Annotated in this window: 27 protein-coding genes; 12 read left to right on the top strand and 15 right to left on the bottom strand. The window is 64.0% G+C overall.

What is annotated here, in order from left to right; translation table 11 throughout:
• Nucleotides 1–38: 38 nt before the first annotated feature.
• The 3 genes from araD (at nucleotide 39) to AC3WMU_RS07985 (ending at nucleotide 3,605) form a co-directional block, all read left to right on the top strand.
• Complete coding sequence (gene araD / locus AC3WMU_RS07995) at nucleotides 39–1,769, top strand: L-arabinonate dehydratase (RefSeq protein ID WP_006223211.1); 1,731 nt, start codon at nucleotides 39–41, stop codon at nucleotides 1,767–1,769.
• Nucleotides 1,770–1,845: 76 nt separating this feature from the next.
• Complete coding sequence (locus AC3WMU_RS07990; protein ID WP_006223210.1) at nucleotides 1,846–2,556, top strand: ribonuclease activity regulator RraA; 711 nt, start codon at nucleotides 1,846–1,848, stop codon at nucleotides 2,554–2,556.
• A 59-nt stretch (nucleotides 2,557–2,615) separates the two neighbouring features.
• On the top strand, nucleotides 2,616–3,605 hold the full coding sequence (locus AC3WMU_RS07985; RefSeq protein WP_492282147.1) for a Bug family tripartite tricarboxylate transporter substrate binding protein: 990 nt from the start codon (nucleotides 2,616–2,618) through the stop codon (nucleotides 3,603–3,605).
• 22 nt (nucleotides 3,606–3,627) lie between these two features.
• Here the strand turns inward: AC3WMU_RS07985 and AC3WMU_RS07980 are convergent, their stop codons facing one another.
• Together AC3WMU_RS07980 and AC3WMU_RS07975 are read right to left on the bottom strand one after the other, a co-directional pair.
• Nucleotides 3,628–4,584 carry a tripartite tricarboxylate transporter substrate binding protein gene (locus AC3WMU_RS07980; RefSeq protein WP_280027517.1) on the bottom strand — a complete coding sequence of 319 codons (957 nt, stop codon included), beginning with the start codon at nucleotides 4,582–4,584 and terminating at the stop codon, nucleotides 3,628–3,630.
• Nucleotides 4,585–4,607: 23 nt separating this feature from the next.
• Nucleotides 4,608–5,510 (bottom strand): dihydrodipicolinate synthase family protein, encoded by a 903-nt coding sequence (locus tag AC3WMU_RS07975; RefSeq protein ID WP_280027519.1) that lies wholly within the window; start codon nucleotides 5,508–5,510, stop codon nucleotides 4,608–4,610.
• 281 nt (nucleotides 5,511–5,791) lie between these two features.
• Between AC3WMU_RS07975 and AC3WMU_RS07970 the strand changes: the two genes are divergently transcribed.
• A complete protein-coding gene (locus AC3WMU_RS07970) occupies nucleotides 5,792–6,517 on the top strand; it encodes a GntR family transcriptional regulator (RefSeq protein WP_006223205.1) in 726 nt (241 codons plus the stop codon).
• A 32-nt stretch (nucleotides 6,518–6,549) separates the two neighbouring features.
• Here AC3WMU_RS07970 and AC3WMU_RS07965 read toward each other — a convergent pair whose 3' ends face one another.
• Complete coding sequence (locus tag AC3WMU_RS07965; RefSeq protein ID WP_492282146.1) at nucleotides 6,550–7,536, bottom strand: Bug family tripartite tricarboxylate transporter substrate binding protein; 987 nt, start codon at nucleotides 7,534–7,536, stop codon at nucleotides 6,550–6,552.
• An 87-nt stretch (nucleotides 7,537–7,623) separates the two neighbouring features.
• Nucleotides 7,624–8,748 (bottom strand): muconate/chloromuconate family cycloisomerase, encoded by a 1,125-nt coding sequence (locus AC3WMU_RS07960; RefSeq protein ID WP_492282145.1) that lies wholly within the window; start codon nucleotides 8,746–8,748, stop codon nucleotides 7,624–7,626.
• A 106-nt stretch (nucleotides 8,749–8,854) separates the two neighbouring features.
• On the opposite strand from AC3WMU_RS07960, the gene AC3WMU_RS07955 reads away from it, so the two are divergent.
• From AC3WMU_RS07955 to AC3WMU_RS07945, 3 genes are all read left to right on the top strand, one after another.
• A complete protein-coding gene (locus tag AC3WMU_RS07955; protein ID WP_492282144.1) occupies nucleotides 8,855–9,736 on the top strand; it encodes a LysR family transcriptional regulator in 882 nt (293 codons plus the stop codon).
• Between the two features lie 66 nt (nucleotides 9,737–9,802).
• Nucleotides 9,803–10,990, top strand: a complete 1,188-nt coding sequence (locus tag AC3WMU_RS07950; RefSeq protein ID WP_234704754.1) for an FUSC family protein — start codon at nucleotides 9,803–9,805, stop codon at nucleotides 10,988–10,990.
• A gap of 33 nt (nucleotides 10,991–11,023) precedes the next feature.
• A complete protein-coding gene (locus tag AC3WMU_RS07945) occupies nucleotides 11,024–11,704 on the top strand; it encodes a class I SAM-dependent methyltransferase (protein WP_006223200.1) in 681 nt (226 codons plus the stop codon).
• A gap of 15 nt (nucleotides 11,705–11,719) precedes the next feature.
• Here AC3WMU_RS07945 and AC3WMU_RS07940 read toward each other — a convergent pair whose 3' ends face one another.
• The 4 genes from AC3WMU_RS07940 to AC3WMU_RS07925 all read right to left on the bottom strand — a co-directional run bounded on the left by AC3WMU_RS07940 (nucleotide 11,720) and on the right by AC3WMU_RS07925 (nucleotide 15,614).
• Nucleotides 11,720–12,901, bottom strand: coding sequence for a TGL-type protein-glutamine gamma-glutamyltransferase (locus tag AC3WMU_RS07940; RefSeq protein ID WP_006223199.1), 1,182 nt, complete (start codon nucleotides 12,899–12,901; stop codon nucleotides 11,720–11,722).
• A 107-nt stretch (nucleotides 12,902–13,008) separates the two neighbouring features.
• Nucleotides 13,009–13,512, bottom strand: a complete 504-nt coding sequence (locus tag AC3WMU_RS07935; protein ID WP_006223198.1) for a spermidine synthase family protein — start codon at nucleotides 13,510–13,512, stop codon at nucleotides 13,009–13,011.
• Nucleotides 13,513–13,568: 56 nt separating this feature from the next.
• Nucleotides 13,569–14,468, bottom strand: a complete 900-nt coding sequence (locus AC3WMU_RS07930) for a hypothetical protein (RefSeq protein WP_202803388.1) — start codon at nucleotides 14,466–14,468, stop codon at nucleotides 13,569–13,571.
• 207 nt (nucleotides 14,469–14,675) lie between these two features.
• Entirely contained in the window at nucleotides 14,676–15,614 is a 939-nt protein-coding gene (locus AC3WMU_RS07925; protein ID WP_492282143.1) for a GlxA family transcriptional regulator, read from the bottom strand.
• A 144-nt stretch (nucleotides 15,615–15,758) separates the two neighbouring features.
• Between AC3WMU_RS07925 and AC3WMU_RS07920 the strand changes: the two genes are divergently transcribed.
• Together AC3WMU_RS07920 and AC3WMU_RS07915 are read left to right on the top strand one after the other, a co-directional pair.
• Nucleotides 15,759–16,559: an SDR family NAD(P)-dependent oxidoreductase gene (locus AC3WMU_RS07920; protein ID WP_006223194.1), complete on the top strand. Its 801-nt coding sequence runs from the start codon at nucleotides 15,759–15,761 to the stop codon at nucleotides 16,557–16,559.
• A 2-nt stretch (nucleotides 16,560–16,561) separates the two neighbouring features.
• Nucleotides 16,562–17,275 (top strand): SDR family oxidoreductase, encoded by a 714-nt coding sequence (locus AC3WMU_RS07915; RefSeq protein WP_006223193.1) that lies wholly within the window; start codon nucleotides 16,562–16,564, stop codon nucleotides 17,273–17,275.
• Between the two features lie 39 nt (nucleotides 17,276–17,314).
• Here the strand turns inward: AC3WMU_RS07915 and AC3WMU_RS07910 are convergent, their stop codons facing one another.
• The 4 genes from AC3WMU_RS07910 to AC3WMU_RS07895 all read right to left on the bottom strand — a co-directional run bounded on the left by AC3WMU_RS07910 (nucleotide 17,315) and on the right by AC3WMU_RS07895 (nucleotide 21,068).
• Entirely contained in the window at nucleotides 17,315–18,658 is a 1,344-nt protein-coding gene (locus AC3WMU_RS07910) for an MFS transporter (protein WP_035212552.1), read from the bottom strand.
• 195 nt (nucleotides 18,659–18,853) lie between these two features.
• Nucleotides 18,854–19,405 (bottom strand): type 1 glutamine amidotransferase domain-containing protein, encoded by a 552-nt coding sequence (locus AC3WMU_RS07905; protein ID WP_006223191.1) that lies wholly within the window; start codon nucleotides 19,403–19,405, stop codon nucleotides 18,854–18,856.
• Nucleotides 19,406–19,547: 142 nt separating this feature from the next.
• Nucleotides 19,548–19,967, bottom strand: coding sequence for a hypothetical protein (locus AC3WMU_RS07900; RefSeq protein WP_234704753.1), 420 nt, complete (start codon nucleotides 19,965–19,967; stop codon nucleotides 19,548–19,550).
• 99 nt (nucleotides 19,968–20,066) lie between these two features.
• Entirely contained in the window at nucleotides 20,067–21,068 is a 1,002-nt protein-coding gene (locus tag AC3WMU_RS07895) for an alpha/beta fold hydrolase (protein ID WP_006223188.1), read from the bottom strand.
• Nucleotides 21,069–21,141: 73 nt separating this feature from the next.
• On the opposite strand from AC3WMU_RS07895, the gene AC3WMU_RS07890 reads away from it, so the two are divergent.
• The gene (locus AC3WMU_RS07890) at nucleotides 21,142–21,570 is read left to right on the top strand and encodes an RrF2 family transcriptional regulator (RefSeq protein ID WP_006223187.1); all 429 of its coding nucleotides are present in this window, start codon (nucleotides 21,142–21,144) and stop codon (nucleotides 21,568–21,570) included.
• 136 nt (nucleotides 21,571–21,706) lie between these two features.
• On the top strand, nucleotides 21,707–22,192 hold the full coding sequence (locus tag AC3WMU_RS07885; RefSeq protein WP_006223185.1) for an isochorismatase family protein: 486 nt from the start codon (nucleotides 21,707–21,709) through the stop codon (nucleotides 22,190–22,192).
• A 52-nt stretch (nucleotides 22,193–22,244) separates the two neighbouring features.
• Here the strand turns inward: AC3WMU_RS07885 and AC3WMU_RS07880 are convergent, their stop codons facing one another.
• From AC3WMU_RS07880 to AC3WMU_RS07870, 3 genes are all read right to left on the bottom strand, one after another.
• The gene (locus tag AC3WMU_RS07880; RefSeq protein WP_006223184.1) at nucleotides 22,245–23,192 is read right to left on the bottom strand and encodes a sensor domain-containing diguanylate cyclase; all 948 of its coding nucleotides are present in this window, start codon (nucleotides 23,190–23,192) and stop codon (nucleotides 22,245–22,247) included.
• Nucleotides 23,193–23,323: 131 nt separating this feature from the next.
• Nucleotides 23,324–23,584: a DUF2798 domain-containing protein gene (locus AC3WMU_RS07875; RefSeq protein WP_006223183.1), complete on the bottom strand. Its 261-nt coding sequence runs from the start codon at nucleotides 23,582–23,584 to the stop codon at nucleotides 23,324–23,326.
• A 1-nt stretch (nucleotide 23,585) separates the two neighbouring features.
• Nucleotides 23,586–24,482 (bottom strand): NmrA/HSCARG family protein, encoded by an 897-nt coding sequence (locus AC3WMU_RS07870; RefSeq protein ID WP_006223181.1) that lies wholly within the window; start codon nucleotides 24,480–24,482, stop codon nucleotides 23,586–23,588.
• A gap of 108 nt (nucleotides 24,483–24,590) precedes the next feature.
• On the opposite strand from AC3WMU_RS07870, the gene AC3WMU_RS07865 reads away from it, so the two are divergent.
• Nucleotides 24,591–25,484: a LysR family transcriptional regulator gene (locus tag AC3WMU_RS07865; protein WP_006223180.1), complete on the top strand. Its 894-nt coding sequence runs from the start codon at nucleotides 24,591–24,593 to the stop codon at nucleotides 25,482–25,484.
• The last annotated feature ends 3 nt before the right edge of the window (nucleotides 25,485–25,487 follow it).

The following is a 25,487-nucleotide window of genomic DNA, read 5'->3' as shown; positions in this document are numbered from 1 at the left end:
ATGATCCCATACCCACCACGCCTCACTCCCATTCCCCTATGAAACGTACCTACGAAAGTCTGCGCAGCGCCGCCTGGATGGCCAAGGATGACCTGCGTTCGTTCGGCCACCGTTCCCGCATGATGCAGATGGGCTATGCGCCGGATGACTGGGTCGGTCGGCCCATCATCGCCATCATCAACACGTGGTCGGACCTGAACCCCTGTCACAGCCATTTCAAGCAGCGCGTCGAAGACGTCAAGCGCGGCGTGTTCCAGGCGGGCGGCTTTCCGGTGGAATTGCCGGCGATTTCGGTGTCGGAATCCTTCGTCAAGCCGACGACCATGCTGTACCGCAACTTCCTGGCCATGGAAACCGAAGAGCTGCTGCGCAGCCACCCGGTCGACGGCGCCGTATTGATGGGCGGGTGCGACAAGACGACGCCGGGGCTGCTCATGGGCGCCATCAGCGCCGGGCTGCCGTGCGTGTACGTGCCGGCGGGCCCGATGCTGCGCGGCAACTGGAAGGGCAAGATCCTGGGCTCGGGCTCGGATGCCTGGAAGCTGTGGGACGAGCGCCGCGCGGGCAAGATCACGCAAGAGCAATGGACCGAAGTGGAAGGGGGCATCGCCCGCAGCTACGGCACCTGCATGACGATGGGCACGGCCAGCACCATGACGGCCATCGCCGAAGCCATCGGCATGACCCTGCCGGGCGCCTCGTCAATTCCGGCGGCGGACGTCAACCACATGCGCATGTCCGCCGAGTGCGGCCGCCGTGTGGTCGACATGGTGTGGGACGACCTGACGCCCAAACGCATCCTGAGCCTGGCGTCGTTCAAGAACGCCATCAACGTCGCCATGGCGATGGGCTGTTCCACCAACGCCATCGTGCACCTGGTCGCCATGTCGCGCCGCGCGGGCCACGCCGTCAGCCTGGACGACTTCGACGCCGCCAGCCGCAAGGTGCCGGTCATCGCCAACATCCGGCCCAGCGGCGACACCTACCTGATGGAAGACTTCTATTACGCGGGCGGTTTGCCCGCGCTCATGTCGCGCCTGCACGACCACCTGGACCTGTCAGCCATGACCGTCACGGGTAAATCGCTGGGCGAGAACATCGCCGGCGCCGAGGTCTACAACGACGACGTGATCCGCAAGCTGGACACGGCCATCTACGACGAAGGCGCCCTGGCCGTGCTGCGCGGCAATATCGCGCCCGACGGCTGCGTGATCAAGCCCAGCGCCTGCGCGCCGCAGTTCCTGCAGCACACCGGCCCGGCGCTGGTGTTTGACGACTATCCCAGCATGAAGGCCGCGGTGGATGACGAGAACCTGGACGTCACGCCCGAGCACATCATGATCCTGCGCAACGCCGGCCCGCAAGGCGGCCCCGGCATGCCGGAGTGGGGCATGCTGCCGATCCCGACCAAGCTGGTGAAGCAGGGCGTGCGCGACATGCTGCGCCTGTCCGACGCGCGCATGAGCGGCACCAGCTACGGCGCCTGCATCCTGCATGCGGCGCCTGAAGCCTACATCGGCGGCCCGCTGGCGCTGGTCAAGACGGGCGACACGATCACGGTGGACGTGCCCGCCCGCAGCATTCACCTGAATATCAGCGACGAAGAGCTGGCCGCGCGCCGCGCCGCCTGGACGCCGCCGCCCAAGCGCTATGAACGCGGCTACGGCTGGATGTATTCCAAGCACATCCTGCAAGCCAACGACGGTTGCGATTTCGACTTCCTGGAAACCGAATTCGGCGCGCCCGTGCCGGAACCCGAAATCTTCTGAAGACGCCAGGCGGGCTGCGCCCGCCGCGTGCCCCCCTTATTCATCGCCTATCGACCCCGGAGTCATCGTGTCCCAAATGAATCCCGAAACCCGCGCCCGTCTGGCCGGCATCAGCACGGCCACGCTGTGCACGGCCCTGTTCAAGCGCGGTTTGCGCAACCAGTTCATCCAGGACGTGCGCCCGCTGAACGCCAATCTGCCCAATATGGTTGGCCCGGCGTTCACCCTGCGCTACATCCCCGCGCGTGAAGATCTGAACACCATTAAGGTGTTCGAAGACCGCTCGCACCCGCAGCGCGTTGCCGTCGAGACCTGCCCGGAAGGCGCAGTGCTGGTCATGGACAGCCGCAAGGACGCGCGTGCCGCGTCCGCGGGTTCCATCCTGGTCACGCGCCTGATGAAGCGCGGCGTGGCGGGTGTGGTCACCGATGGCGGTTTTCGCGATTCGCCTGAAATCGCCGAACTGGGTTTTGCCGCTTATCACCAGCGGCCCTCGGCGCCCACCAACCTGACGCTGCACCAGGCGCTGGACATCAACGCGCCCATCGGCTGCGGCGACGTGGCCGTGTGGCCCGGCGATATCGTGGTGGGCGACCGCGAGGGCGTCGTGGTGATCCCCGCGCACCTGGCCGACGAGATCTCGATCGAGGCCGTGGAGATGACCGCGTTCGAAGACTTTGTGACCAGCCAGGTGCGAGAAGGGGCGTCGATCCTGGGCCTGTATCCGCCCACCGACCCGGGCACCAAAGACAAATTCGCCGCCTGGCGCAAAGAACAGGGCCGCTGAGCCTTGCCGCCGGCCGCCCGGCCGGCGAACCATACCTATAAATCAAGGCAGGAGACAACATGAAACCTCAACGACGCAGCGCGTTGGGCGCGCTGCTGGCTGGCGCCGTCCTAAGCACGCTGGCCATGTCGGCCAGCGCCGCCGACTGGCCCGCCCAGAAGCCGATTTCCTACGTGGTGCCGTTCACGGTCGGCGGTTCGACCGACGTGGTGGGGCGCGTGCTGGCCCAGAAGCTGGGCGACCGCCTGCACCAGAACGTCATCGTCGAAAACAAGCCTGGCGCGGCCGGCGGCATCGGCGCGACCTATGTGGCCAAGGCGCCGCCCGACGGCTACACGCTGTTCGGCGGCACCATCAGCACGCACGCCATCAATGCCAGCCTGTACAAGAACCTGAAATACGACCCGGTGAAGGACTTTGAGCCGGTGTCGCTGATCGCCTATCTGCCCAACGTGCTGCTGGTGGATCCCAATCTGGGCGTGAACTCGGTTGCCGACCTGATCGCCTTGCTCAAGCGCGACCCGAACAAGCGCACGTTTGCGTCCTCGGGCGCGGGCACCTCGACGCACCTGGCGGGTGAACTCTTTTCCAGCATGATCGGCGTGCCGCTGACGCACGTGCCGTACAAGGGCACGCCGCCAGCGATGGTGGACGTGTCGTCTGGCGCCGTGACGTTCATGTTCGATCAGATGACGGCCGCCTTGCCGCTGCTGCAGACGGGCAAGCTCAAGCTGTTGGCCGTCACCACCAAAGACCGTATTTCGCTGGCGCCCGAGGTTCCGACCATGCAGGAGGCCGGCGTGCCGGGCTTCCAGATGGCGTCCTGGCAGGCCGTCTACGCGCCCAAGAGCACGCCCAAGCCGATCCTGGACAAGCTGGCGCAGGAAATCGCGGTCATCCTGAAGGAACCCGACGTGCAGGAGAAGCTGGGCAAGACCATGGGCATGGAACTCGTGGGCAGCACGCCGGACGAGTTGCGCGCCTTGATGGCCACCGAGATCCCCCGTTGGGCCGAAGTCGTGAAGACGTCCGGCGCAACGGTGGAGTGACGCGCTTGGGGCCCGGCTGGACTTACGGTTTCAGGTTCAGCTTGGGCACCAGCGTATTGAAGGCCTGCTCCTGGCGCGCCACGTCGGCCGCGAACTGCGGCTGGTCGGCATAGGACGGCGTCAGGTTCTGCTTGCGCATCAGCGTCTGGAACTCCTTGGATTGCGCCACCTGGCTGGCGGCGGCGCGCCATTTTGCCACCGCGTCCGCCGGGGCGGACTTGGGCAGGCCAATGCCGCGCCATACGCTGAATTGCAGGTCGGCGCCGCGTTCCTTCATGGTGGGCACGGCGGGCAGGTTTTCCAGCCGCTGCGGCGCCATCACGGCAAGCGTGCGCAGCTTGCCGGTGTCGACGTGCTGCTGCAATTCGGCGTAGGCGACCGTGGTGGCCTGCACGTCGCCCGACAGCAGGCCCATGATGGCGGGCGCCGACCCTTGATAGGGCACGTGCACGAACTTCACGCCGGTCTGTTCGCCCAGCGCGGCGGCCGCCATGTGCGGCACGGTGCCGATGCCGGCGTTGGACACCGCCACCCGTTCCGGATTCTTCTTCGCGTATTCCAGGAACTCTTCCACCGTCTTCCACGGAGCATCGGCGCGCACCGTCACCGAAGACGGGTCGTCGGTGAAGCGCGCGATCGGCTGGAAGTCGTTGACCGTCGTTTTGCCGATGCCCATCAGCGGAACCACCAGCATTTCCGGGGTCATCAGGACCAGCTTGTAGCCGTCGGGCTGCGCGTTGGCCACGTACGCCCAGCCGATGGAGCCGCTTGCGCCGGGCTTGTTGATCACCACCGTGGGCTGCGCCAGCAGCGGGGGGCGCACCGCTTCGGCGATGGCGCGGGCGGTGTTGTCGCTGCCGCCGCCAGGCTGGTAGGCGACCACCAGTTCCATGGAGCGGGTGGGATAGTCCGCGGCGTGGGCGGCGGACTGGGTAATCAGGGCGCTGACGATCAGCGCGGGCAGGCGGATGAGTCGCATGGTGGCGGTTCCGGAATCAGTGATCAGTAACCCAGGGCGGACAGGTCCGCAAGCGTCTGTTTGGTGATGGCGATGGTGCGTTCGCGTTCGGCGCCGGCCAGGTCCAGGCGCGGCGGCTTGACGGTTTCGGCGCTACCGGTAATCAGGTGCTCGGCCAGCTTGATGTGCTGCACCAGCTTGACCACCGTATCCAGGTGGAACAGCGGGGTGAGCGCCGCGTACAGCTTGCGGGCGCGCACAAAATCGCCCTCGGCCGCTAGGCGCAGCAAATCGACCGAGGCCTTGGGAACGGCGTTGGCCATGCCCGACACCCAGGCGGTCACGCCCAGCGCAGCGCTTTCCAGAATCAGGTCGTCCACTCCGCACACTACCGCCAGGCGATCGCCGAAACGGGTGATCAGATCGGTTACGCGGGTCGTGTCGTAGGACTCTTCCTTGATGGCGACGATGGTCGGCGCTTCCAGCAATTCGGCCACCACGTCCGGCGTCAGGTCGACGCCGTAGCCGCGCGGGTTGTTGTACAGCAGGATGGGTAGGGGAGTGGCCTCTGCCACCGTGCGGTAGAAGGCGACCGTTTCGCGGTTGTCCGACTTGTAGGTCAGGCCGGGGAACACCATCAAGCCATTCACGCCGATCTTCGCGGCTTCCTGGGCGAACGCCGCGGCACGCGCCGTGCCGGTTTCGGCCACGCCCGAGATGACCGGCACGCGTCCGCGCACGGTTTCCACGGCCGTACGCAAGACCGTCAGTTTCTCGTCCGGCGACAACTGGGCGTTCTCACCCACCATGCCCATCATCACGACCCCACCCACGCCATTGGCGATCAGCCGCTCCAGGCCTTGGCGCAACGCGTCCAGATCCAACGAGAAATCGGGGTTCAGTTTGGTGGTGACGGCGGGAAAAACGCCTTTCCATTGAATGCTCATGCTGCGGCTCCTGATACGTGGCCACCTGTGGGTGCTCAGGCGGATATTGGTTATTGGATATTGGATCCAAAAATAAAAGGCCAAAAAAACGAGGCGACTGGCCTCGAACCGCCACCCTCGAGGACGGGCGGTACCAACTGGATCATGGATCCAATATACTCATATTAAAAGGGCTGCGGGTACCGGCTGTCTCTCGGGGTTTTCCTGGGCACAGCGGGGCCGGTGCCGGTATTTCCATGCCGCTTGGCGTCTGTCGAGCGGCCCAACCAGGCAGGTTTTACGTGTCTCAGAATTCGCCGCTTTCCGTTTCTTCGCCCCGTCCCCAGGCTGCACCCGCCGGCCGGCTTGTCCGCAAGACCGCCGTCGATCTGGTCGTGGATGAATTGCGCGACCGCATCCTCTCCGGCCTCATCCCGCCCGGTTCGGCGCTGCGCCAGGAGCTGTTCGCGGAAGAGCTGGGCGTGAGCCGGCTGCCGGTGCGCGAGGCCATCCGCCAGCTCAGCGCCGAAGGGCTGATCGACATGATTCCGCACCGCGGGGCCTATGTATCGATGCTGTCGCGCACGGAAGTCCAGGAATTTTTCGATATCCGCATGCGGCTGGAGCCCTGGTTGTTCCGCCTGGCCGTGCATCAGCATGACGACAGCGATCTGGACCGCGCCGAGCAAGTGGTGACCCAGATGGATTCAGCGGCGCCCGAGCAGTGGGGGCGCCTGAACTGGCAGCTGCACGAACTGCTGTACCGTTCCGCGCAACGGCCGGCGGCGCTAGGCATGGTCCGCGCGCTGCACGAGAAATCCGAACGCTACTTCCGCTTCCAGATCGTCAATGCGCCCATCCGCCAGCAGGCCCACGACGAGCACAAGGAATTGATCGCGCTAAGCCGCCAAGGCCAGGCGGACAAGGCCGAGGCCGCGCTGGAGCGGCACATCGGGCAAGCGGCCGAACAGATACTGGCCATTGTCGATCATCTGCTGGATGCGTCGGCAACGCTTGCGCCGGCCTGAGGAGTCGGGGTGGACTTGCCCGCCCCGGTGCCTCAGTTGATCTTGATGTTGCGTTCCTTGACCAAGGTCTTCCACTGTTGGGTTTCTTTGGCCAGATGGTCGCGCAGCGCGTCCGGGCTGTTTCCGATCGACTCGGCGCCGATCGAATCCAGCGTTGCCTTCACCTTCGGTTCAGCCAGCGCATTGCGCATGGCTTCGTTCAGCTTGGCAACCACTTCCGGCGGCGTGCCGGCGGGGGCGAACGCCGCGAACCAGGGCATCAACTCATAGCCCGGCACGCCGGCTTCCTGCAGGGTGGGCACGTCAGGCAGGGCGGCGGAGCGCTTGGTCGTGGTGACGGCCAACGCGCGCAGCTTGCCGCTGGCCACATGCGGCTTGGCCGACGTGATGCTGTCGAACATGTAGTCCACCTGGCCGCCCAGCAGGTCGGCCACGGCCGGGCCGCTGCCCTTGTAGGGCACGTGCAGCATGTCGACGCCCGTCATTGATACGAAGAGTTCGCCCGCCAGGTGGATCGACGTACCCACGCCGGCCGAGGCGTAGGTGTAGTGGTTGGGCTGTGCTTTTGCCTTGGCGATCACGTCTTGCACGCTGGTCGCGCCGGTGCGGGCCGGATTGGTGACGAGCACATTGGGCACAACGGCCAGCAGCGAGATCGGCGTGAAGTCCTTGATGGGGTCGTAGTTCAGGTCGGCGTACAGCGCGGGGTTGACGGCCATGCCGTTGGCCACGATCAGGATCGTGTAGCCGTCGGGTTTGGAGCGTGCGACGGTGGCCGCGCCGATGTTGCCACCCGCGCCAGCGCGGTTCTCGACGATGAAGGACGTGTTCAGCTGCTTGCCCATGGATTCGCCCAGCGTGCGGGCGATGCTATCCATGGCGCCTCCGGGCGGGAAGGGCACGACCCATTTGACCGGGCGGTCAGGGTAGCTGTCGGCCAGCGCGGCGGATGCGCCGCCCAAGAGCGACAGGGCCAGCATGGCGCGGGCAAAGGGTTTGAATACATGGCGCATGCGCATGGTTGTCTCCGTGATGCTTGAATTATTGTGGGTGCGCCCTTCAAGGCGGGCGCGGCCGGGTGTCGTGGTTTGCGTTCCTGCGGGCCGTCAGCGGTCCCGCCGGTAGAAATTCAGTTTGTCTTCGTCCAGCGTCAGCCCCAGGCCGGGGCCGGCGGGTAGTTCCAGTTCAAAATCGGCATAGCGCGGCGGGTTGGCGACGATGTCGTCCTTCAGCAGCAGCGGGCCGAATAGCTCGGTGCCCCAGGACAGGCGCGGCAGGCAGGCAAAGCCGTGCGCCGACGCGATCGACCCCACCGAGCCTTCCAGCATCGTGCCGCCATACAGCGACATGCCGGCGGCATCGCCCACCGCGGCGGTGCGCAGCATCTCATACAGGCCCCCCGACTTGGCGATCTTCAGCGCCAGCACGTCGGCCGCGCCGTGGCGCGCGATGTCCAGCGCGTCTTCGGGGCCATTCACGGCTTCGTCCGCCATGATCGGCACGACGAAGCGGGCGGCCAGGCGGGCCATGCCCGCCAGGTTGGCACGCGGAATGGGCTGTTCGATCAGGTCCACCCCGGCCGCTTCCAGACGCGCGATGGCGCCGGCGGCATCGGCCTCATTCCAGGCCTGGTTCACGTCCACCGTCACGCGGGCGCGGTCGCCCAGCGCCTGCTTGATGCGCGACACGTGCGCCACGTCTTCCGACACGGCGCGGCGGCCCACTTTCAGCTTGAACGTGTTGTGGCGGCGGCTTTGCAGCAGCGATTCGGCTTCCTCGATGTCGCGGGCGGTGTCGCCGCTGGCCAGGGTCCACAGCACCGACATGCGGGTGCGCACGGCGCCGCCCAATAAAGTCGACACCGGCACGTTCAGCCGCTTGCCCTGGGCGTCCAACAGCGCGGTTTCCAGCGCGGACTTGGCGAAGCGGTTGCCGCGGGCCACTTTTTCCAGGCGCTGCATGGCCGCGTGGATGTTGGTGGCGTCCAGGCCGGCCAAAGCCGGGGCCAGATAGGTATCGATGGCCAGCTTGATGCCCTCGGGGCTTTCTTCGCCGTAAGACAGGCCGCCAATGGTAGTGGCTTCGCCGATGCCTTCGATACCGTCGCTGCACGTCAGGCGCACGATCACGAGCGTTTGCCGCTGCATGACCGCCATGGCCAGTTGATGGGCGCGGATGGTGGGCAGATCCACCAGAATGGCTTCAACCGAGAGAATGCTTGCCGGATTCATACTTTTATTGCCAGAAATTAAGCGATGGTCCCAGTATGGCTTGCGCTTTCGCCTTGAGTCCAAGACTATATGGGTTCCGATTCATACCTATATCGTCTAAATAGCCATGCAGCTCAGACACCTGCGCTACTTCCAGGCCGTGGCGGAAGAGGGCAGCTTCACGCGTGCCGCCGCGCGGCTGCACATCGCCCAGCCGCCACTCAGCCGTCAGATCCGCCAGTTCGAGGAAGAATTGGGCGTGCAACTGTTCGAACGCACCACCCGTGCCTTGCGGCTGACCGAAGCCGGCCGCTTTCTGCTGGAGCAATCGCGGCTGTTGACCGCCCGCCTGGAGGAAGTGCTGGAAGGCACGCGACGCCTGGGCCAAACGCAGCGGCGCTGGTTCGGCATCGGCTTTGTGCCGTCGACCCTGTATGGCTTCGTGCCGGAACTGATCCGCCAACTGCGCAGCGCCGATCCCCAAGTGGAAGTGGGCCTGACGGAGATGACGACGCTGCCGCAACTGGAGGCGTTGAAAGCAGGGCGCATTGATCTGGGCATCGGCCGGATCCTGCTGGATGATCCGGCGATCGAACGCCGGGTGTTGATGACCGAACCGCTGATGGCCGCCGTGCCGCTGCATCATCCGTTGGCGGCGATGGGCAGCGTATCGGTGGAGCGCTTGGCGCAAGAGCCGTTCGTGCTGTACCCCGCGCGGCCACGGCCGAACTTCGCGGACCATGTGCTGGGGCTCTTCCGCGCCGCGGGCTACGCGTTGCAGGTCGTGCAGGAGGCAAACGAATTGCAGACCGCGATTGGGCTGGTGGCGGCGGGCCTGGGTGTGTCGGTGGTGCCGGCTTCGGTGCAGCGCTTGCAACGACAGGATGTGGCCCACGTGCGGATAGAAGGCGACGCCTTCGTGTCGCCAGTCATCGCCAGCTACCGCAAGGATGACCAGTCTGCGTTCCTGCAGCACGCGTTGGCGTTGGCGGCTGGGTTGGCGAAGTAGCCTGCGAACGTAGTCGGGTTGGCCGATTGACGCCGCGCTTGCCCGGCGGGATGGCCGGGCGCTAGGATGAATACGATGAACCTGGCCAGCACGCTGCTACGCACCTGCCGGGCGGCCGTTACCGCGTTGATGCGTGAACTGGCCGCCTGGAAGCCGTCACGGGACCGCGCGATTTTCAGTGCCGAAGCGGTGCTGTCGGTCGCGCTTGCCGTCGCCTTGGCGAACGCCTTGCATCTTTCCTATACCTGGTGGGCCGCCATCAGCGGCTTTGCCGTGATGCAGACCAGTTTCGCAGGATCGGTGGAGCGCGCCGCGCATCGCGTGATCGGCACTTTGATGGGTGCGGCGCTGGGCGCCATCGCGGGTCCGTTGATCGGCGATCGCCCCTGGCTGTTCGTGCCGGCGCTCGGCGTGATCGGCGGCGTGGCGGCGTACCACGCCAACGGGTCCAAGGCGCCTTACGCCTGGATGCTGGGCGGGGTGACGGCGCTGATGGTGACCTACGAAGCGCACGTACTGAATTCCCTGGAATCGACGGCCGTGTTCGCCGCCTTGCGGGCGGCCGAAGTCGTGATCGGCACGCTGGCGTGCGTGGTGGTGGCCAGCGTGTTCCATTTCGGGCCGCGCTGGTATCGGAGGATCCGTCCGCCCGCCGCATCGGCAACGGCATTCGGCGGGGGCGAGGGCGCGACGCCGCCCGCGGCAATCCCGGCACCGTCGGCCGAATCGTTGCGGCGCAACCGGCTGGTGCTGGGCATGCAGGCCGCCCTGGCCATTTTCTTGCTGGCTGCGGCCACGTACTTTTTGGATATGCCTGGCTTCGCGCAATCACTGGTGACGGCGATTGCCGTGCTGATGCTGCCGGCCGGCAAACTGGTGGATGGGACGCGCCAGCCCATTATCGAAAAAATGGTGCAACGCGTGATCGGCTGCCTGTTGGCCGGCGCCCTGGGGGTGGCGTTGCTGCCGGTGACGCAGGGGCAGGCCGTACTGTCCATGCTGGTGCTGTCGTTGGGCGTCTGGACGGGATGCCATGTGCAGTCCGGCCCGCAGGGCGCCAGCTATGTCGGCCGCCAGTTCACCATCGCGTTCATCATGGTGTTCGTGCAGGACCACCAGTGGGCAAACGATCCGATGCCCGCGCTGCTACGGCTGTCGGGCATTCTTTCCGGCATCGCCGTGCTGGCGGCGGTGATGCTTGCCACCCGCCGCCTGAAATTCGAATTCATCCTGCCATCCATCCGCATGCGATAGCATCGACGGTTTCGCTTCTGGATAGCCGCGTCGATGACCTCATTCTCCGATCCCCAGGCGGTCGCCCGTTACGCCGAAGGCCCCGTCAAGCAGGTCCCGGGCTTTCTTGCGCTTCAGCAGATGGCGGCGCTGCTGCTGGCAGAAGCCGTCCCGGATGATGGCCGCGTCCTGGTGCTGGGCGCCGGAGGCGGCCTGGAGCTGAAGGTATTCGCTGACGCCCATGCGGGATGGCGTTTTGTCGGCGTGGATCCTTCCGCGCAGATGCTGGCGCTGGCGCAGGCGACGCTGGGACCGCAGGCCGGGCGTGTCGAGCTGCTTGAGGGATATGTCGATGCGGCGCCCGCGGGCCCGTTCGATGCCGCGACGTGCCTGTTGACGCTGCATTTCCTGGCCGCGGACGAACGGCTGCACACGCTCAAGGAATTGCGCCGCCGCTTGAAACCGGGGGCGCCGCTGGTGGTGGCGCACCATAGCTTTCCGCAGACGGCGCGCGAGAAAAAGCGCTGGCTGGATCGGTATGCGGCATTCGGGGCGGCCTCGGGCATTCCGGCGGCCAACGCCAGGAACGCCAGTGAAGCCATCAGCACCCGGCTCCCCCTGTTGACACCGGAAGAAGACGTTGCGTTGCTGCACGAAGCCGGCTTCGAATCCGTAGAGCTGTTCTACGCCGGCTTCACGTTCAAGGGATGGGTCGCCTATTGCCCCGGTGCCTGAAGGGGCCGGGTGGGATCAGGCCGCGATGGACCACAACGGCAGCGGCGTCGGGTACTCGGGCAGAGCGATATCGGCATGGCCCGGGCGCACCCAGCGTACCCGTTCGCGCGTCGCGTCGATGCAGCCGCCTTGTTCATAGACGCCTTGCGGATCGCGGATCCGCGTCATGCGCGCCAGGACGTCTGCCGTGGCTTCGGGATCGGCCAGGGTCTGCCTTACGCGTTCCTTGACGATGCCCTCGTCGATGCAGGGCTTGCCCGCCGCGTCCGTGCTCAATCCGTGACGCCAATGGAAGATCTCCACGCATTTGGTCGTTAGCGTGAACGGCTTGCCGCGTTCCCAAAAATTATTGAACTCGCCATTGCCCAGATAGAACACCCATGACCCCTCGTATCCCTCGACATCCGACGAGGCGGCATCTGGGTTGCGGAACCACAGCCGGTCGCCCGGCACGTAAAAGCGATGGGGCAGGGGATCCGCAAGCGAACCGTATTCGTGCAGGAAGGCTTCGTGAAAGCGGCCGGACATGACGGCCCGGGTTTCCCATTGGCGTTGCAGGCGACGGCCCAGTTCGGGATTGGCCTGCTGCAGTTCCTGCGCAATGCCAAGCACCGTCACGTACTCCGTGGCCCGGTAGCAAGAGAAGGCATACAACTGGCCCGAGGCCTCGGGCTGCGTGGCCTTGCGCAGGCCTTCTATCAGCGACTTTCCCGGCAACACGGTAAAACCGCGCGCCTCGTCATAAGTCCAGTAGTCGGACGGCCGTTCGGCGTGTTCGGTATCGAAGGCCAATGCGGTCTTGCGGGCAGCCTGAACGATATAGCGGCGGATGCGTACCGCCGATTCCAGTTCCGCGATGGTGGGAAACGAAAACGCCACCGGGCTGGCCAGCATCGCCAACACGATCTCGCGGTCCAGGTCGATGTCGTTTGCATGCGTGCACAGGTTCAATGCCTGCGCGACGCCCGTCGTGTCGTGGTCCGGCATGCAGGCCGCGGCGAAGGCGGCGTTAAGCCACGCTTGCGCGCCCGACGCGGCGCCGGCTACGCCTGAACAGTTTGCCGTATCGCCAAGCCCCAATTCCGACAGAAAGCGCTGGATGGCTTGCAACGCCAAGGGGGCCTGGCGCGGATCGGGCGGTGCAATACGGATGCCGCCGCGGTCGGGATGTATCGATGAAAACTGCTGCAACGGCATGACGGGTGAATCGGGAATGCGATTCGGAAATTGTAGTCATGCAGGCTTAATAACACCTTTAAGCGGATGGCGTGAAAGCGCTGTCCCAGCAGGGTTTCAGCGGATTGTCATTGTCCTTGCGCGGCAGGTCCGATCACCTGCGGCGGCCTGCCGTAGAACAGTAGCGTGCACACGATTGCCGCAGCCAGACCGGGCAGGGCGCCCGCCTTCGCGGCGTCGATGACGTATCCCAGGCGATGCGCGCCGAAGACCGACAGGATGAAAAGAAACCCGTACAACGCGCCGGCGACGCATATCCATGCCGGCGTGTGCCACGACGTGCGCGCCGCTTTGAAAGCGCCGGCCGTCACGCCGCACAGCACGGCGGGCATCGCGCCGAACAGATAGGCCGTACGCACGCCGTCCAGGCTGAACAGGGTGGCCGGCAGCGAAATCGTGAACGTCACGACCAGCAAGCCGATCAGCGGGCCGATCAGCCCATAGACCGCGACGCCGGCAAGCACGTCCCGGGCAATGGCGCGGCCTGTGTCCTGAGGGCGACGGCGTACGTATCGATAGACGACGCTTGCCGCCGCAAGCAGCACGATCAAGGCAAGCAGGAGCTGGTTCATGGCGTGGGGGCAGTGAGGCCGCTACGTGCGTAGCGGCTGTGTGTTACGGCTGCGTGTCAGCGGCTGACGTACTGTTTGGTCTTGGTGTCGTACGCGTAATTCGTGACGTCGGCGGCGCCCAACTGGCGGGTCTTGTTCGGCCCCGAGATGGTGGTTCCACTGGGTTTGACAGTCACGCGCGGCATGTCGTTGGTGCCGTCCGCGGAGAACACCAATTCGCCGGTGCTGCTGGTACACGGCATGACTTCGCCGTCCGCGCAGGCGGCGCTGTTGTCTTCGCCTGTCAGGACGTTGCCCACGTAAGTCCAGACCTTGTTGTCGGAGTCTTGCTTCAACCGTTCCGGATCGAATACCAGAAGGGAATAGCCGTCGCTCGTGATGCCGTTTTCGAAGCTGGTGTCCGGCACGGCCAGCAACAGCTTGCCTGCGGGCGTGCGGTGCTCGATCGGCTTGCGCCGGGTGTCGACGTCAGGCGCTCTTTCATACGCGCCGAATTCGCCAATGGTGTGCTCCAAGCCGCGGAATTTCCAGGGGCGTTCCGAGGCGGGATCGTTCAGCACGAAGGTGGATTCCGCAAGATTGACCTGCGTTTCGGGGCCGACCTGGTCTTCGCCCGGCTTGCCGTAACGTTCCGCCGTTTCCCAAACAAACCCGGTGTAGTAGTGCTTGCCTTCGGATTCGAAGGCATGGCCAAACCAGTAGGTGGCCACGCTGCCGTTCGCCACTTCATACGTCGTCTCGCCCTTGCCGTCGATCTGGTAGATGAAATACATCACCGTGGCCGCGTCGGGAGGCGTCACGGCGGCAGCCGTGGATCGCGGTATGACGGGCGCGCTGTCGTCGGCGGCCAGTGCAGGCGCGGCGAATACCGCGAAGGTGGAGGCAAGCAGACCGGCCATGGCGGTGCGGACGCACCGTTGGCGCATATTCGGGCTGACCTTCAGAAGGGTTCTCATGGATTAGGAAACGTCCTGTCGAATTTCTATAAAAGCGTTTTGATTGTTTATTTCTGTATAGAACGATCGATCTTCTGGCGCAGGCCGCCATTAACTGACGTTGAAGGCCGGCAAGATATTCGGTGCGGAGGCGAGTATACGAGGCCTGTTTATTGTCCAGGCTTCACGATATTGCAGGTATTTCTACCCTGTTACATCTGCGGTTAATCAGCCCGTCATCCGCGCCTGGCGTCGCATGGCTTGAGGCGGCTGGCCGAACGAACGCAGAAAGGCGCGGCGCATGCGTTCGCGATCCGCAAACCCGGTTTCGTCGGCGATCGTATCCATCGACAGGCGGCCTTGCTCCATCAATACCCGGGCCGCTTCCACACGCAGGTTCTCGACGGCTTTGGCGGGAGACTGCCCGGTCTCGGCGCGGAAGGCGCGGCTGAACTGGCGGGCACTGAGACTGGCTGCGCGGGCCATGTCTTCCACGGTCAGGTCGCGGCGCAGATTCTGCTTGGCGAAGTCCAGCGCCTTTTGAATGCGGTCTGATTTCGGTTCCAGCTCCAGCAAAGCGGAAAACTGTGACTGGCCGCCTGCGCGGCGGTGATAAACGACCAGCTTGCGCGCCGTGTCGCGCGCGATCTCCGGACCCAGGTCTTTCTCCACCATCGCCAGCGCCAGATCAATGCCGGCGCTCATCCCGGCCGACGTCCACACGGGGCCGTCGATGATGAAGATGCGATCTTCTTCGACCTTCAGCTGGGGAAAGCGGGATTGCAGCTCGCGCGCAAAGGCCCAGTGCGTGGTGGCCCGGCGGCCATCCAGCACGCCGGCCTCAGCCAGCGTGAAGGCGCCGATGCAGGGCGCGGCCACACGGCGGGCCGTGCGCACGGAGCGGCGCACGAAATCCAGGATGCCCGCTGAGGTCGGATAGGGCTCCATGCCGGCGCCGATGACCACGGTGTCGAAGGACTTCCTGCCAATGGCGGTCGTATCGACGGTAAAGCCGGCCGACGCCCGGATGGGGCCGCCGTGCTCGGACAGCAGTTGAATGCGGTAATAGGCTTGGCCCGAAATCACGTTGGCGATCTCGAAGGCGGTCAGGGCGGCAAAGCCCATTACCTGGAAATCGGGGAATACGACAAAACCGATGCGTTGCATGGCGGTCTCCGCGCAAATGGACTCCCGCCATCATAGCGCTGTCCTAAAAAGTGGCATATATGACCTTTAGGACAAATCAGGAATTCCCTATTCTTCCTGCATCGACGCCACTTCCGGCGTTTCAAGAGTCCCAAGGAGCAAACCATGTCCCTCCAATCTTCCCCCGGCACCGCGTTGGTCACGGGCGCGTCTTCCGGCATCGGCGCCGTTTATGCGCAGCGTCTTGCCCATCGTGGCTACAACCTGATCCTGGTGGCGCGCAACCGGCAGCGCCTGGATACATTGGCAAGCCGTCTGGCCGATGAGACTGGCCGCAGCATCGAAGTCGTCGCTGCCGACCTGAGCGACTGGGCGGACCTGGCGCGGGTAGAAGAGGTACTGCGAACCGACGCCAGCATCACCCTGCTGGTAAACAACGCGGGGCTGGGCGCCAGCGCCCCGCTGTTGACGGCAGACGTCGGCAAGATGACCGACATGATCCACCTGAACGTGACGGCGTTGACGCGGCTGACGTATGCCGCGGTGCCCGGCATGGTGGCGCGCGGCGGTGGCGCGGTCATCAACATCGCGTCCATCGTCGCGATCAACCCCGAAGTGCTCAACGGCGTGTACGGGGGCAGCAAGGCATTCGTGCTGGCGTTCAGCCAATCACTCAAGCATGAATTGGCGGACAAGAACATCCGCATCCAGGCCGTTGCCCCGGGCGCCACCGCCACCGAATTCTGGGAGACCGCGGGCGTGCCCCTGGAGCATCTGCCCGCCGGCATCGTGATGCGGGCCGAAGACATGGTGGATGCGGCCTTGGCCGGCTTCGACCAAGGCGAACTGGTCACCATTCCTGCGCTGCCGGACGTGGCGGATTGGGATGCCTACGAGGCGGCGCGCCAGAAGCTCATCCCGAACCTGTCCAAGCAGACCGCCGCCACGCGCTATCAGGGGGCCTGAGCATGGACATCAAGGATTCGGTGGTATTCGTCACCGGTGCGAACCGCGGTCTGGGCCTGGCGTTTGCGCAGGCGGCACTCAAACGTGGCGCCCGAAAGGTGTATGCCGGCGTCAGGGCGCCGGGCAAGAGCCAGACACCGGGCATCGTTCAGGTCAAGCTGGATGTGACCGACCCGGCATCGATCGCGCAAGCGGCAGCGCAATGTGGCGACACGACGCTGCTGGTGAACAACGCCGGCATCGCCCGCCTGAACAGCAGCGTGCTGGACGCGTCGATGGTGGACCTTAGCCGCGAGATCTTCGACACCAACTATTACGGAACGATCCGGGTCAGCCAGGCCTTCGCCCCGGTGCTGGCCCGCCATGGCGGCGGCGCGATCATCAATGTGCTGTCCGATGCCACCTGGTTTGCGCGGCCGATGCTTGCCGCGTATTCGGCATCGAAGTCCGCGGCATGGAGCTTTACGAACGCGCTGCGCATTGAACTGCGCAGCCAGCAAACCGCCGTGTTGGGGCTACATGTCAGTTTCATGGATACCGACATGACGCATGGCTTCGACATGAAAAAGACCGGCCCCGCCGTGGTGGCCGAGGCGGCCCTGGCGGGAATCGAAGCCGGCCAGGAAGAAGTGCTGGTCGATGATTTCACGCGCCAAGTGAAGGGCAGCCTGGCGTCCGCCCAGCCGATCTATCTGGATCCGCCAGAAATCGCGTAAGGCCACGGCGGGGATCGGCGTCCCCGCCGGATGGACGGGTCAGCCGCCGCCCGATACGGGCGGCGTTTCCTGTGCGGCCGACAGCACGGGTTCGGCCGCATCCATGCCAGGAACCACATTGGTCAGGTCTTCGGTCATCTCATGGTCCAGGGCGCCCTGGACCAGATCCTCGGTGACGCGCAGCTCGACGCCAGCCGGCGACATCTGGGCGGCCGCGGCAAAGGGCGCGACGGGTGACGGGGCAGGGCGTTCGCGGCGGCGCCACATGAAGAAGGCCATCAGGCTCACGTTCAGCACGGCGAAACACCAGAACAGCCCGGCTGCGCCGTACTTCGCCATCACCTGCGAAATCGCCAGCGGGCTGAGCGCCGACCCCAGCGAATTGATCAGCAGCAAGCCCTGGATCATGCGCACTAGGGCATCCGCGGGCGCACGGTCCGCGGCGTGGCTGACTGCCACGGGATAGATGGCGAATACGCCGCCGCCCAACAGGAACAGCAAGACGATCAGCAGCGGCGAGCCGGCGGGCAGCAGCAGGATCAACAGACTCAACACCGTGCAGAACACCGCCAGCGCAATCAGCACGACCTGGCGGTCGCGCAGGTCGGACCAGCGGCCAACGGGATACTGCAGCACCATGGCGCCCAGGATCACGGCGCCCATCATCTTGCCCACTTCGGCCACGTCCAGGCCGATGCGCTGCAGGTACAGCGGCAGCAAGGTGTAGACCGCCGCAATGGCCACCCCCGAGCCGAAGCAGCCCATGACTCCGGTGGGCGTCATGCGGATCAGATGCTGCGGCATCAATGGTTCGACGCGTTCCACCAGGGGCGAGATGCGCGGAATGATCACCATCGGCATGACCGACAGCGAGGCCAGCAGCCCCGCCACCATGAAGGGCGCCATATCGCCCAGCTGGGTGAGGGCGCCAAGCTGGACCTGGCCCAGCATGCCGGAGCCGTACAGAGAGATCATGTAGAACGCCAGCAGGCGCCCGCGCATTTTCGGATCGCCGGCCAGCAACAGCCAGCTTTCCACCACCAGGAAGACGCCGACGCTTGCCCAGCCGTTGATCAGCCGCAACACGAACCACGGCCCGGCACCGAAGATCAGGCCCTGCAGCAGCACCGTCACCGCGATCAGCGACGCAAAACTGCTGTAGGCGCGGATATGGCCGATGCGCACGATCAGCCGGTCGTTGAAGATCGCGCCCAGCGTCAGGCCGATGAAATACGACGACGAAATCCAGCCAATGACGGTGGCGGACTCGCCGGCGGCGTCCAGTCGAAGGGTGGTCAGGGAAGAAATGAAAGCGTTGCCGATGCAGACAACGAACAAGCCAAGAAGCGGCCCCAGGACAAGGGCCAACAACTGCCGAGACATGAAATCCTCGATCGCGAAAAGCGGAATGCATCCGGCCTGGCCGGATTACTGCCATGAAGAATCAGAGGGAGGCAGGGCAGGCGCGACGCGGGCTGCGGTGTCTCTCCTGAGCGGAGGCCCAAGGGCAAAAACCGCCGAGGATTGTAGCGCCGTTCGTATACGGGGCCGGTCCCGCCGCCCGGCTCTGGGCAGGCGTCAGCGACGCGCTGCCTGCAGAACTTCGATGAATGCCCGATTGAAGGCCGGAATATCGTCCGGTTTTCGACTGGAGACCAGCCTGCCGTCAACGACGACCTCCTCGTCGACCCATTCCGCCCCGGCGTTGCGCAGGTCGTCCTGCAGTGACGGCCAGCTAGTCATCTTTCGCCCCTTCACCACGCCGGCTGAGATCAGTAGCCACGCGCCGTGGCAGATGACGGCCACGGGCTTGCCCGCATCGAACATCGCCCGCACGAACTCCTGCGCCTTGGGTTGCATGCGGATCTCGTCCGCATTGACCACGCCGCCCGGCAGCAGCAGCGCGTCGAACACGCCCGGCTCTGTCGCCGCTTGCAGAAACGTCAGATCCACCGGGAAGCGATCGCCCGGCTTGTCGTGGTGCATCCCCAAAATGGGATCGGTACGCGCGGAAATCAGCACGGTGCGCGCGCCTTCCGCCTGAAGGCTGTGGCGCGGCCCGGTCAACTCCACCTGTTCGAAGCCGTCGGTTGCAAGAATCGCCACGTTCAGATCTTTTAGTGTCGCCATGGTTGCTCCTGGTTGTTGGTCCCTTGGAGGTGACCCGCGGCGCACTGGGACCTCACGCGCCGCGCTGTCCAGCAGCAAGTGGCATGCCGCCAACTGCCCGCAGGCCTGCTGCGGGGCAAGTCGCGACTGCACGACGAACGTTCTATTGATCTGCGGCTTGGGATTGCGCGAGGCAATGCTGAAGCTTGGCGATAAGCGCCCGGACCTCGGCGTCGCCCAAATCCAGCGGGTCGCCGTGCGTGCCCGTTGCAACGACACATATGGTGGAACCGTCGAACCAGGCGTCGAGACGGTCTTCGGCGAACAACTGGCGCGGGGGTTCTCCGGGTTCGAAGACTTCAATATGCCCAGCGTGGCTCAGCGCTTCATCAATGACTATCCGAAGCGCCATTGAGGCAATCGGCCGGTCAACGAGGTGGTCCACGAAGTAGAACCCGTCCTGCTCAAGCGAATAACTGTAGATTTCCGCCCTTGAAGGCAGGTCGATCGGGCTTGGCAGTTTCTTGGCAAACAGCGAGGGATCGTAGTTGGTCGGAACGGTGAACTTGATCTTGTATTCCATTCCCATTGGTCTTTTTCTCCTGAATGCAGCGCCGATTGTTGCCGGGGGGCTCCGGCACAAGCGCGGCATAGTAGCCTGGCGGGACGTCAAGTCTACCGTTCACGCGCCAGCGGCTGTCCCATGTTGCAGGCTCTTCAGGAAATCGACGAGCGCGCGGTTGACGGCCTCGGGCGCCTCTTGTTGCAGCCAATGCCCCGCTCCGGGAATGACTTCAGCGGCGCGCAATTGCGGAACCAGGGCGGGCATGGCTTTGATGATCTGATCCATGCCGGGAATCGCCAGGCCGGTGTCCCGTTCCCCGACCAGAAAAAGGGCGGGCACTTCTACTTGCTTTCCGTCCAGAGCCGCTTGCAGCGCCCAATTGCGGTCCAGATTCCGGTAATAGTTGAGTCCGCCACGAAAGCCGCTGGTTGTGAAACTTCGGACAAAGACATCCAGATCCGACGGTGTGAGCCAGGCCGGCAACGTCCGGGGAGCGGGCAGCGCATCCAGCAGGCCTTGCCCGTTGGCCACCATGCCAAAAGGATTGGGTGTGCCGGGGTCGTCACGCGGTCCGGCGTCGCCTGAAGCCGCGAAGTAGAGGGCGCGCAATGTCGCGCCGACGTCGCGCTCGAATTCCTGTTCGGCGATGCCCGGCTCGTTGAAGTAGTGCGTGTAGAACGCGGCGGACTCGGTTTTCGGGAACAGGCGGCTGGGCGCGATCGGCGCTCTGCGCATCATCGGAACGCCCAGGGCGACGACGGCCCGAAAACGGTCCGGCCGCAGTTGGGCCGCCTGCCACGCAATATTGGCGCCCCAATCGCCTCCAACGATTACGGCGCTATCGGCCCCCTCGTTGTCAATAAGCGCGATCAGGTCGCCGATGACATCCAGCGTCGTGAACGCCGCCACATCCGCCGGACTGTCGCTGGCGCCGTAACCGCGCAAATCCGGGGCTACCGCGCGGAACCCGGCCTGGGCCAGGGCAGGGAGTTGATGGCGCCAGGCATAGGAGGTCTCGGGAAAACCATGGCACAGCAGGACGAGAGGGCCTTCGCCCTGGGTGGCGACATGGAGCGTGATGCCGTTGACGGTGACATCGCGCGTTTCAAGGTCGATCATCTGGGAAGCTCACAGGGAAGTATCCGGTGCAGCTATAATACCGTAACAGTTAAAGTTACGGTAATTCAAATCCATGGCCAATGACACTCGCCTTGCCCGATTGCTGCATGTCTTGATCCACATGCATTTGCGCGGCGGCACGACAACGTCTGGGACGCTGGCCCAGATGCTGCATACGAACGAGGTTGTGGTGCGCCGAACCATGGCGGCACTGCGCAGCGCCGGCATGGTGACGTCGACCGGCGGGCGCAACGGCGGATGGGTATTGGCCAGGGGGCTGGAGACCATCACCGCGCGGGATGTCCACGAAGCCATTGCCCCTGGCACCGTCTTCGCCATCGGGCCCGCTGACGACAATCCGGCGTGCCCCGTCGAACGGGCGGCGAACCAACTGGTGGCGGATTCCCTGCGCGCGGGGGAGCATGCCTTGCTGTACCACTTGGGCGCGAAATCGCTGTTTGATCTTGCCGCAGAGGTTGTCGCGGGGGAAAAGGCGAACTAGACGTACCGGCTTTGATGTCGTGTGCGATGCCGGGGGCGTCACTGCCGGCGGCCCGGCTGGCACACCGTTTCGTTGCCCACTGATCTTGTCGTCTTCGAGCGGTATAGTGCCCCTTGGTATCAGGCAGGGAGCCCCCATGCGACAGTTATTACTTGTCGTCGACGTCCAATCCACCTTCAACCCTCCGCAGTGGCTGGTAGACGGTATTCGCGCGCTTGCCGCGAGGGTGCCGACGATCGCGTCGATCGAGCTGCATGACGAGCAGGTCACTCCCTTTGAACGGCAACTGGGTTGGTACCCGGCGATCGAAGACCAGAGCCTGGTGGATGCGGAGAGGGTTTTCGTCAAGCATGGCTATGCGCAGACGCCCGAAACCATCGACTACATCAAGCGCCTTCAGGTCGACCGGGTGTTGGTATGCGGCATTCAAACGGAAACCTGCGTGCTTGCTGCGGGCTTTGCATTGTTCGATGCCGGGCTCACGCCCACCTTGCTGACAGACCTGACGGTCGGCTCGTCATTGGATAGGACAGGGCGGCTTGGCACCGATTTGTGGAAGCATCATTTCCGGCAAGTCACGACTGCGGCTCAGGTGCACGCAGAGCTGGACGGTGTCCGTTAGGGGCCGTGTCCATTCAGGCTGCAGGCATTGGTTAATTCGAAGGCTGACCCGCCTAGGCCTCACACTGCACATGCTCAATGCGGTGCCGCCCGTTGTTCTTGGCCGTATATAGCTGTTGATCCACGGTTTTGATGAAGCCAGCGCGCTCCGCTTCTCCCTCTGGCACCACCGTGCCCGCTCCTATGCTGACAGTGACCTGCCTGCCATGCGGCGACAGCGCATGCAGGATATTCTTCTTCTGAAGAAGTCGTTGACAACGTTCAGCGACCTTCAACGCGACCCCGGCATCGGCGTCGGGCAGCAACACGACAAACTCTTCGCCACCGTAGCGCGCAACAAGATCTCGAGGGCCATCCAGAGCCAGACTCAGCGTCTGGGCGATATCCACCAGGCATTTGTCACCCTGCGTGTGGCCATATAAGTCGTTGTATTGTTTGAAAAAATCCACGTCGAGCAGCAACACGGACAGCGGCTGGCGCTCGCTGCGCGCCCGCTCCCATTCCAATTCGAAGCTGCTGTCGAATCGGCGCCGGTTGGCAATGTTCGTCAAGCCATCCTTGAAGGACAGGACTTCCAACTCCTTTTGCAGGCTCAGCAGGTTTTCTTCTGTTTTCTTGCGTTCGGTGATGTCAAACATGAAGCCGATCAGCGCTTCGGTTTCGCCCTTATCGTTGCGCACGACGTGCACAACGTCGCGAATCCACACGTAGCCATTGTCCTTGGTCAGCGCTCGGTAGTCCGCCTCGTGGTCTACGCCGGCCTGGGATTGAGTGACGCAGAAATTCACCACGTATTCGCGATCTTCGGGATGCATGCGCATGGCCCAGTCTTCCACGTTTGCCCAACTTTCAGCGCTCCAACCCAGCAGCGTCTCGATCTGAGGGCCGATATAGGCGAATTTCATCGTCGCCCAATCGATCTTCCAAGGAATCGCCTTGGTTGACTCCAGCAAGGTTCTGTACAACGCGTTGTCGTTCAAATCCGGGCTTACGTTGGGCATACCGATCCTTACTCGATCCATGGCAACGGGCCACTTTAGCCTGGAGCCGTCGAGTAAGGAAGTTTTCTGAGCGCCTGCGCCCTCGTAGTATGGGAAAGCCCTGGCCATGCGCCACAGAGCACTTAACGTGGTTACGGCTGGACAACCATCCAAGCGACAATCCGGCGCACGAGCGGCAGTAAAAGCAAGAGGCTGGGAAACGCCACGATCCAGGAGGCGGCCCAGGCGTTGGGCCAATTGGTGATGAAGCCGGGGCCAAAACCGACGCTCGTGGCGGTGGCCACCGCCGAAACGATGGCCGACATGAAAACTGAAAGAAACAGCGGCATCAAGAAGCGGGTATAGCCCTGCGGGAGTTTCCGCAGGATTGATCTGGGCGGATTTGTACGCATATCAATGCTCCTTATTCCCAATGGCCGGTTTTTTATCGGCGATCAGGTCGTTGATATATACATTTAGCGAACGCGGTTCCCGTCCAAGCGCAGCCCGCAGCGCAAGGCTATTTCCGCCCAGTCCATAGGCTTGATAGTGGTCGAGGACCTTTGACAGCAGAAGCAGTTGGTCCTCGCTATAAGGAAGACGCGCATTCGCTGCCCATTCGCTGAAACCGGGCTGCAGCGCGGCGACCGGATACCCCAGCGCTTCGGACAGGGCCGCCACGATGTCCATGCGGCTGTACATGCCGGCGCATAGCTCCAACGTGGCGAACGCCAGCCTGTCCTCGGTCAAGGCGATGGCGGCTATCTCCGCCACATCCCGGTAGTCCACACGAGCGATCCGAGTGTCCTTGGGAAAGGGTTCTCCGAAGCAGGAATGGTCGCGGATCGACGGCCAGGCCAACCCAATGTTCTGCATGAAGTTGGCGGGATGCAGGATCGTATATTCCAGCCCGGACGAGTAAAGCGCGTCCTCTACCGGTATCTTGCTGGCGTGATTTGCCAGACGCGTGTTTGTCGGCTGAATCACCGACGAGAATACGAACTTTCGTACCGTGCTTTGCTGCGCGGCTTCGACCAGGGCGATACCCATTGCCGCTTCGTCGGAAGCAAAGGCGGGGCCAATATGGAAAATGCCAACGACGCCCCGGACCGCGCTGGCAAGGCTGCCAGCATCGCGCAGGTCTCCGATGGCGATCTCTGTTGCGCCCATCGAGCGCGCGACAGCCGCGCGTGCCTCGTCGCGGACGAGCGCGCGGACCGCAACGTTGCGCCGCGCCAATTCAGGAACGACCATACGTGCGAATTTGCCGGTGGCTCCTACGACCAGAACGACGGGTTGATTGCTTTCCACTGGGCTTCTCCTCGATATCGATGAATGAGTGAAGCCAGTGTATTTTCTCAAGTTTGGTGGAACAATACGCTCCAGTATTGAAAGAGAATCACGATATCCGAGAGAAAAATGAGCCGCCTCGAAGACCTTGAAGCATTCATCCATATTGCCGAAGTGGGAAGCCTCACGAAGGCGGCTCGCCGCCTGAATCGCACGTTGCAGGCCGTCAGCCGATCCCTGGCGACGCTGGAAGAGGACGTCGGCGTTCAGCTCGTCCACCGCACGACGCGGCATTCGGCGTTGAGCGAAGCGGGCGAGACTTTCTTTCGCCGGGTGAAGCCGGCGTTAGAGGAAATAGGGGAGGCCAGGCTGGAAGTGGCTGATCGCCGGAAGGCGCCCTCCGGCACGTTGCGCGTGGGGGCGCCGATACTGTTCGGCCCCGACTTCCTGGTTCCGATCATCGCGGAATACATGCGGGCGTATCCGCAGGTCGAGGTCGACCTGCAATTGACGGATTCTTTTGTCGATCTTTCGGGTGCTGGCCTCGACCTGGTTGTGCGTATCGCGGACCTGCCCGATTCCGGCTTGCAAGGCAAACGGCTAGGGGCGTTGCGCAGAGTCGTATTTGGCGCGCCCTCGTATTTCGAAGCGCACGGCCGTCCCGCGCACCCTTCGGAATTGCGCCAGCATGCCTGTATCGTCAGGACGGTTGACCAGCGGCCAGGGCAGTGGGCCTTTCAGATTGCCGGAAAGCCGCGCAACGTCGGGGTCCGCGGGCCATTCCGCACGAATACGATGGCGGCGATCTATTCCGCAGCAAGCGCCGGACTCGGCATCGGCTATTCGCCGATGTGGCAGATCAGGCACCTGTTGGACACGGGACAGGTGGAAACCATACTTGAGGATTTCGAGCCCAAACCGGTGCCGATCCATGCGCTCTGGCAAGAGAACAGGCTCCCACCCGCCAAGGTGCGTGCTTTCGTCGATTTTCTGGCATCACGGTTGAAGCTGGATTGCCTGTAGTCC

The organism is Achromobacter sp. FW305-C-13, assembly GCF_058783475.1.
Note: the sequence above shows the minus strand (reverse complement) of the source record. Positions and strands in the feature narration are given on the sequence as shown.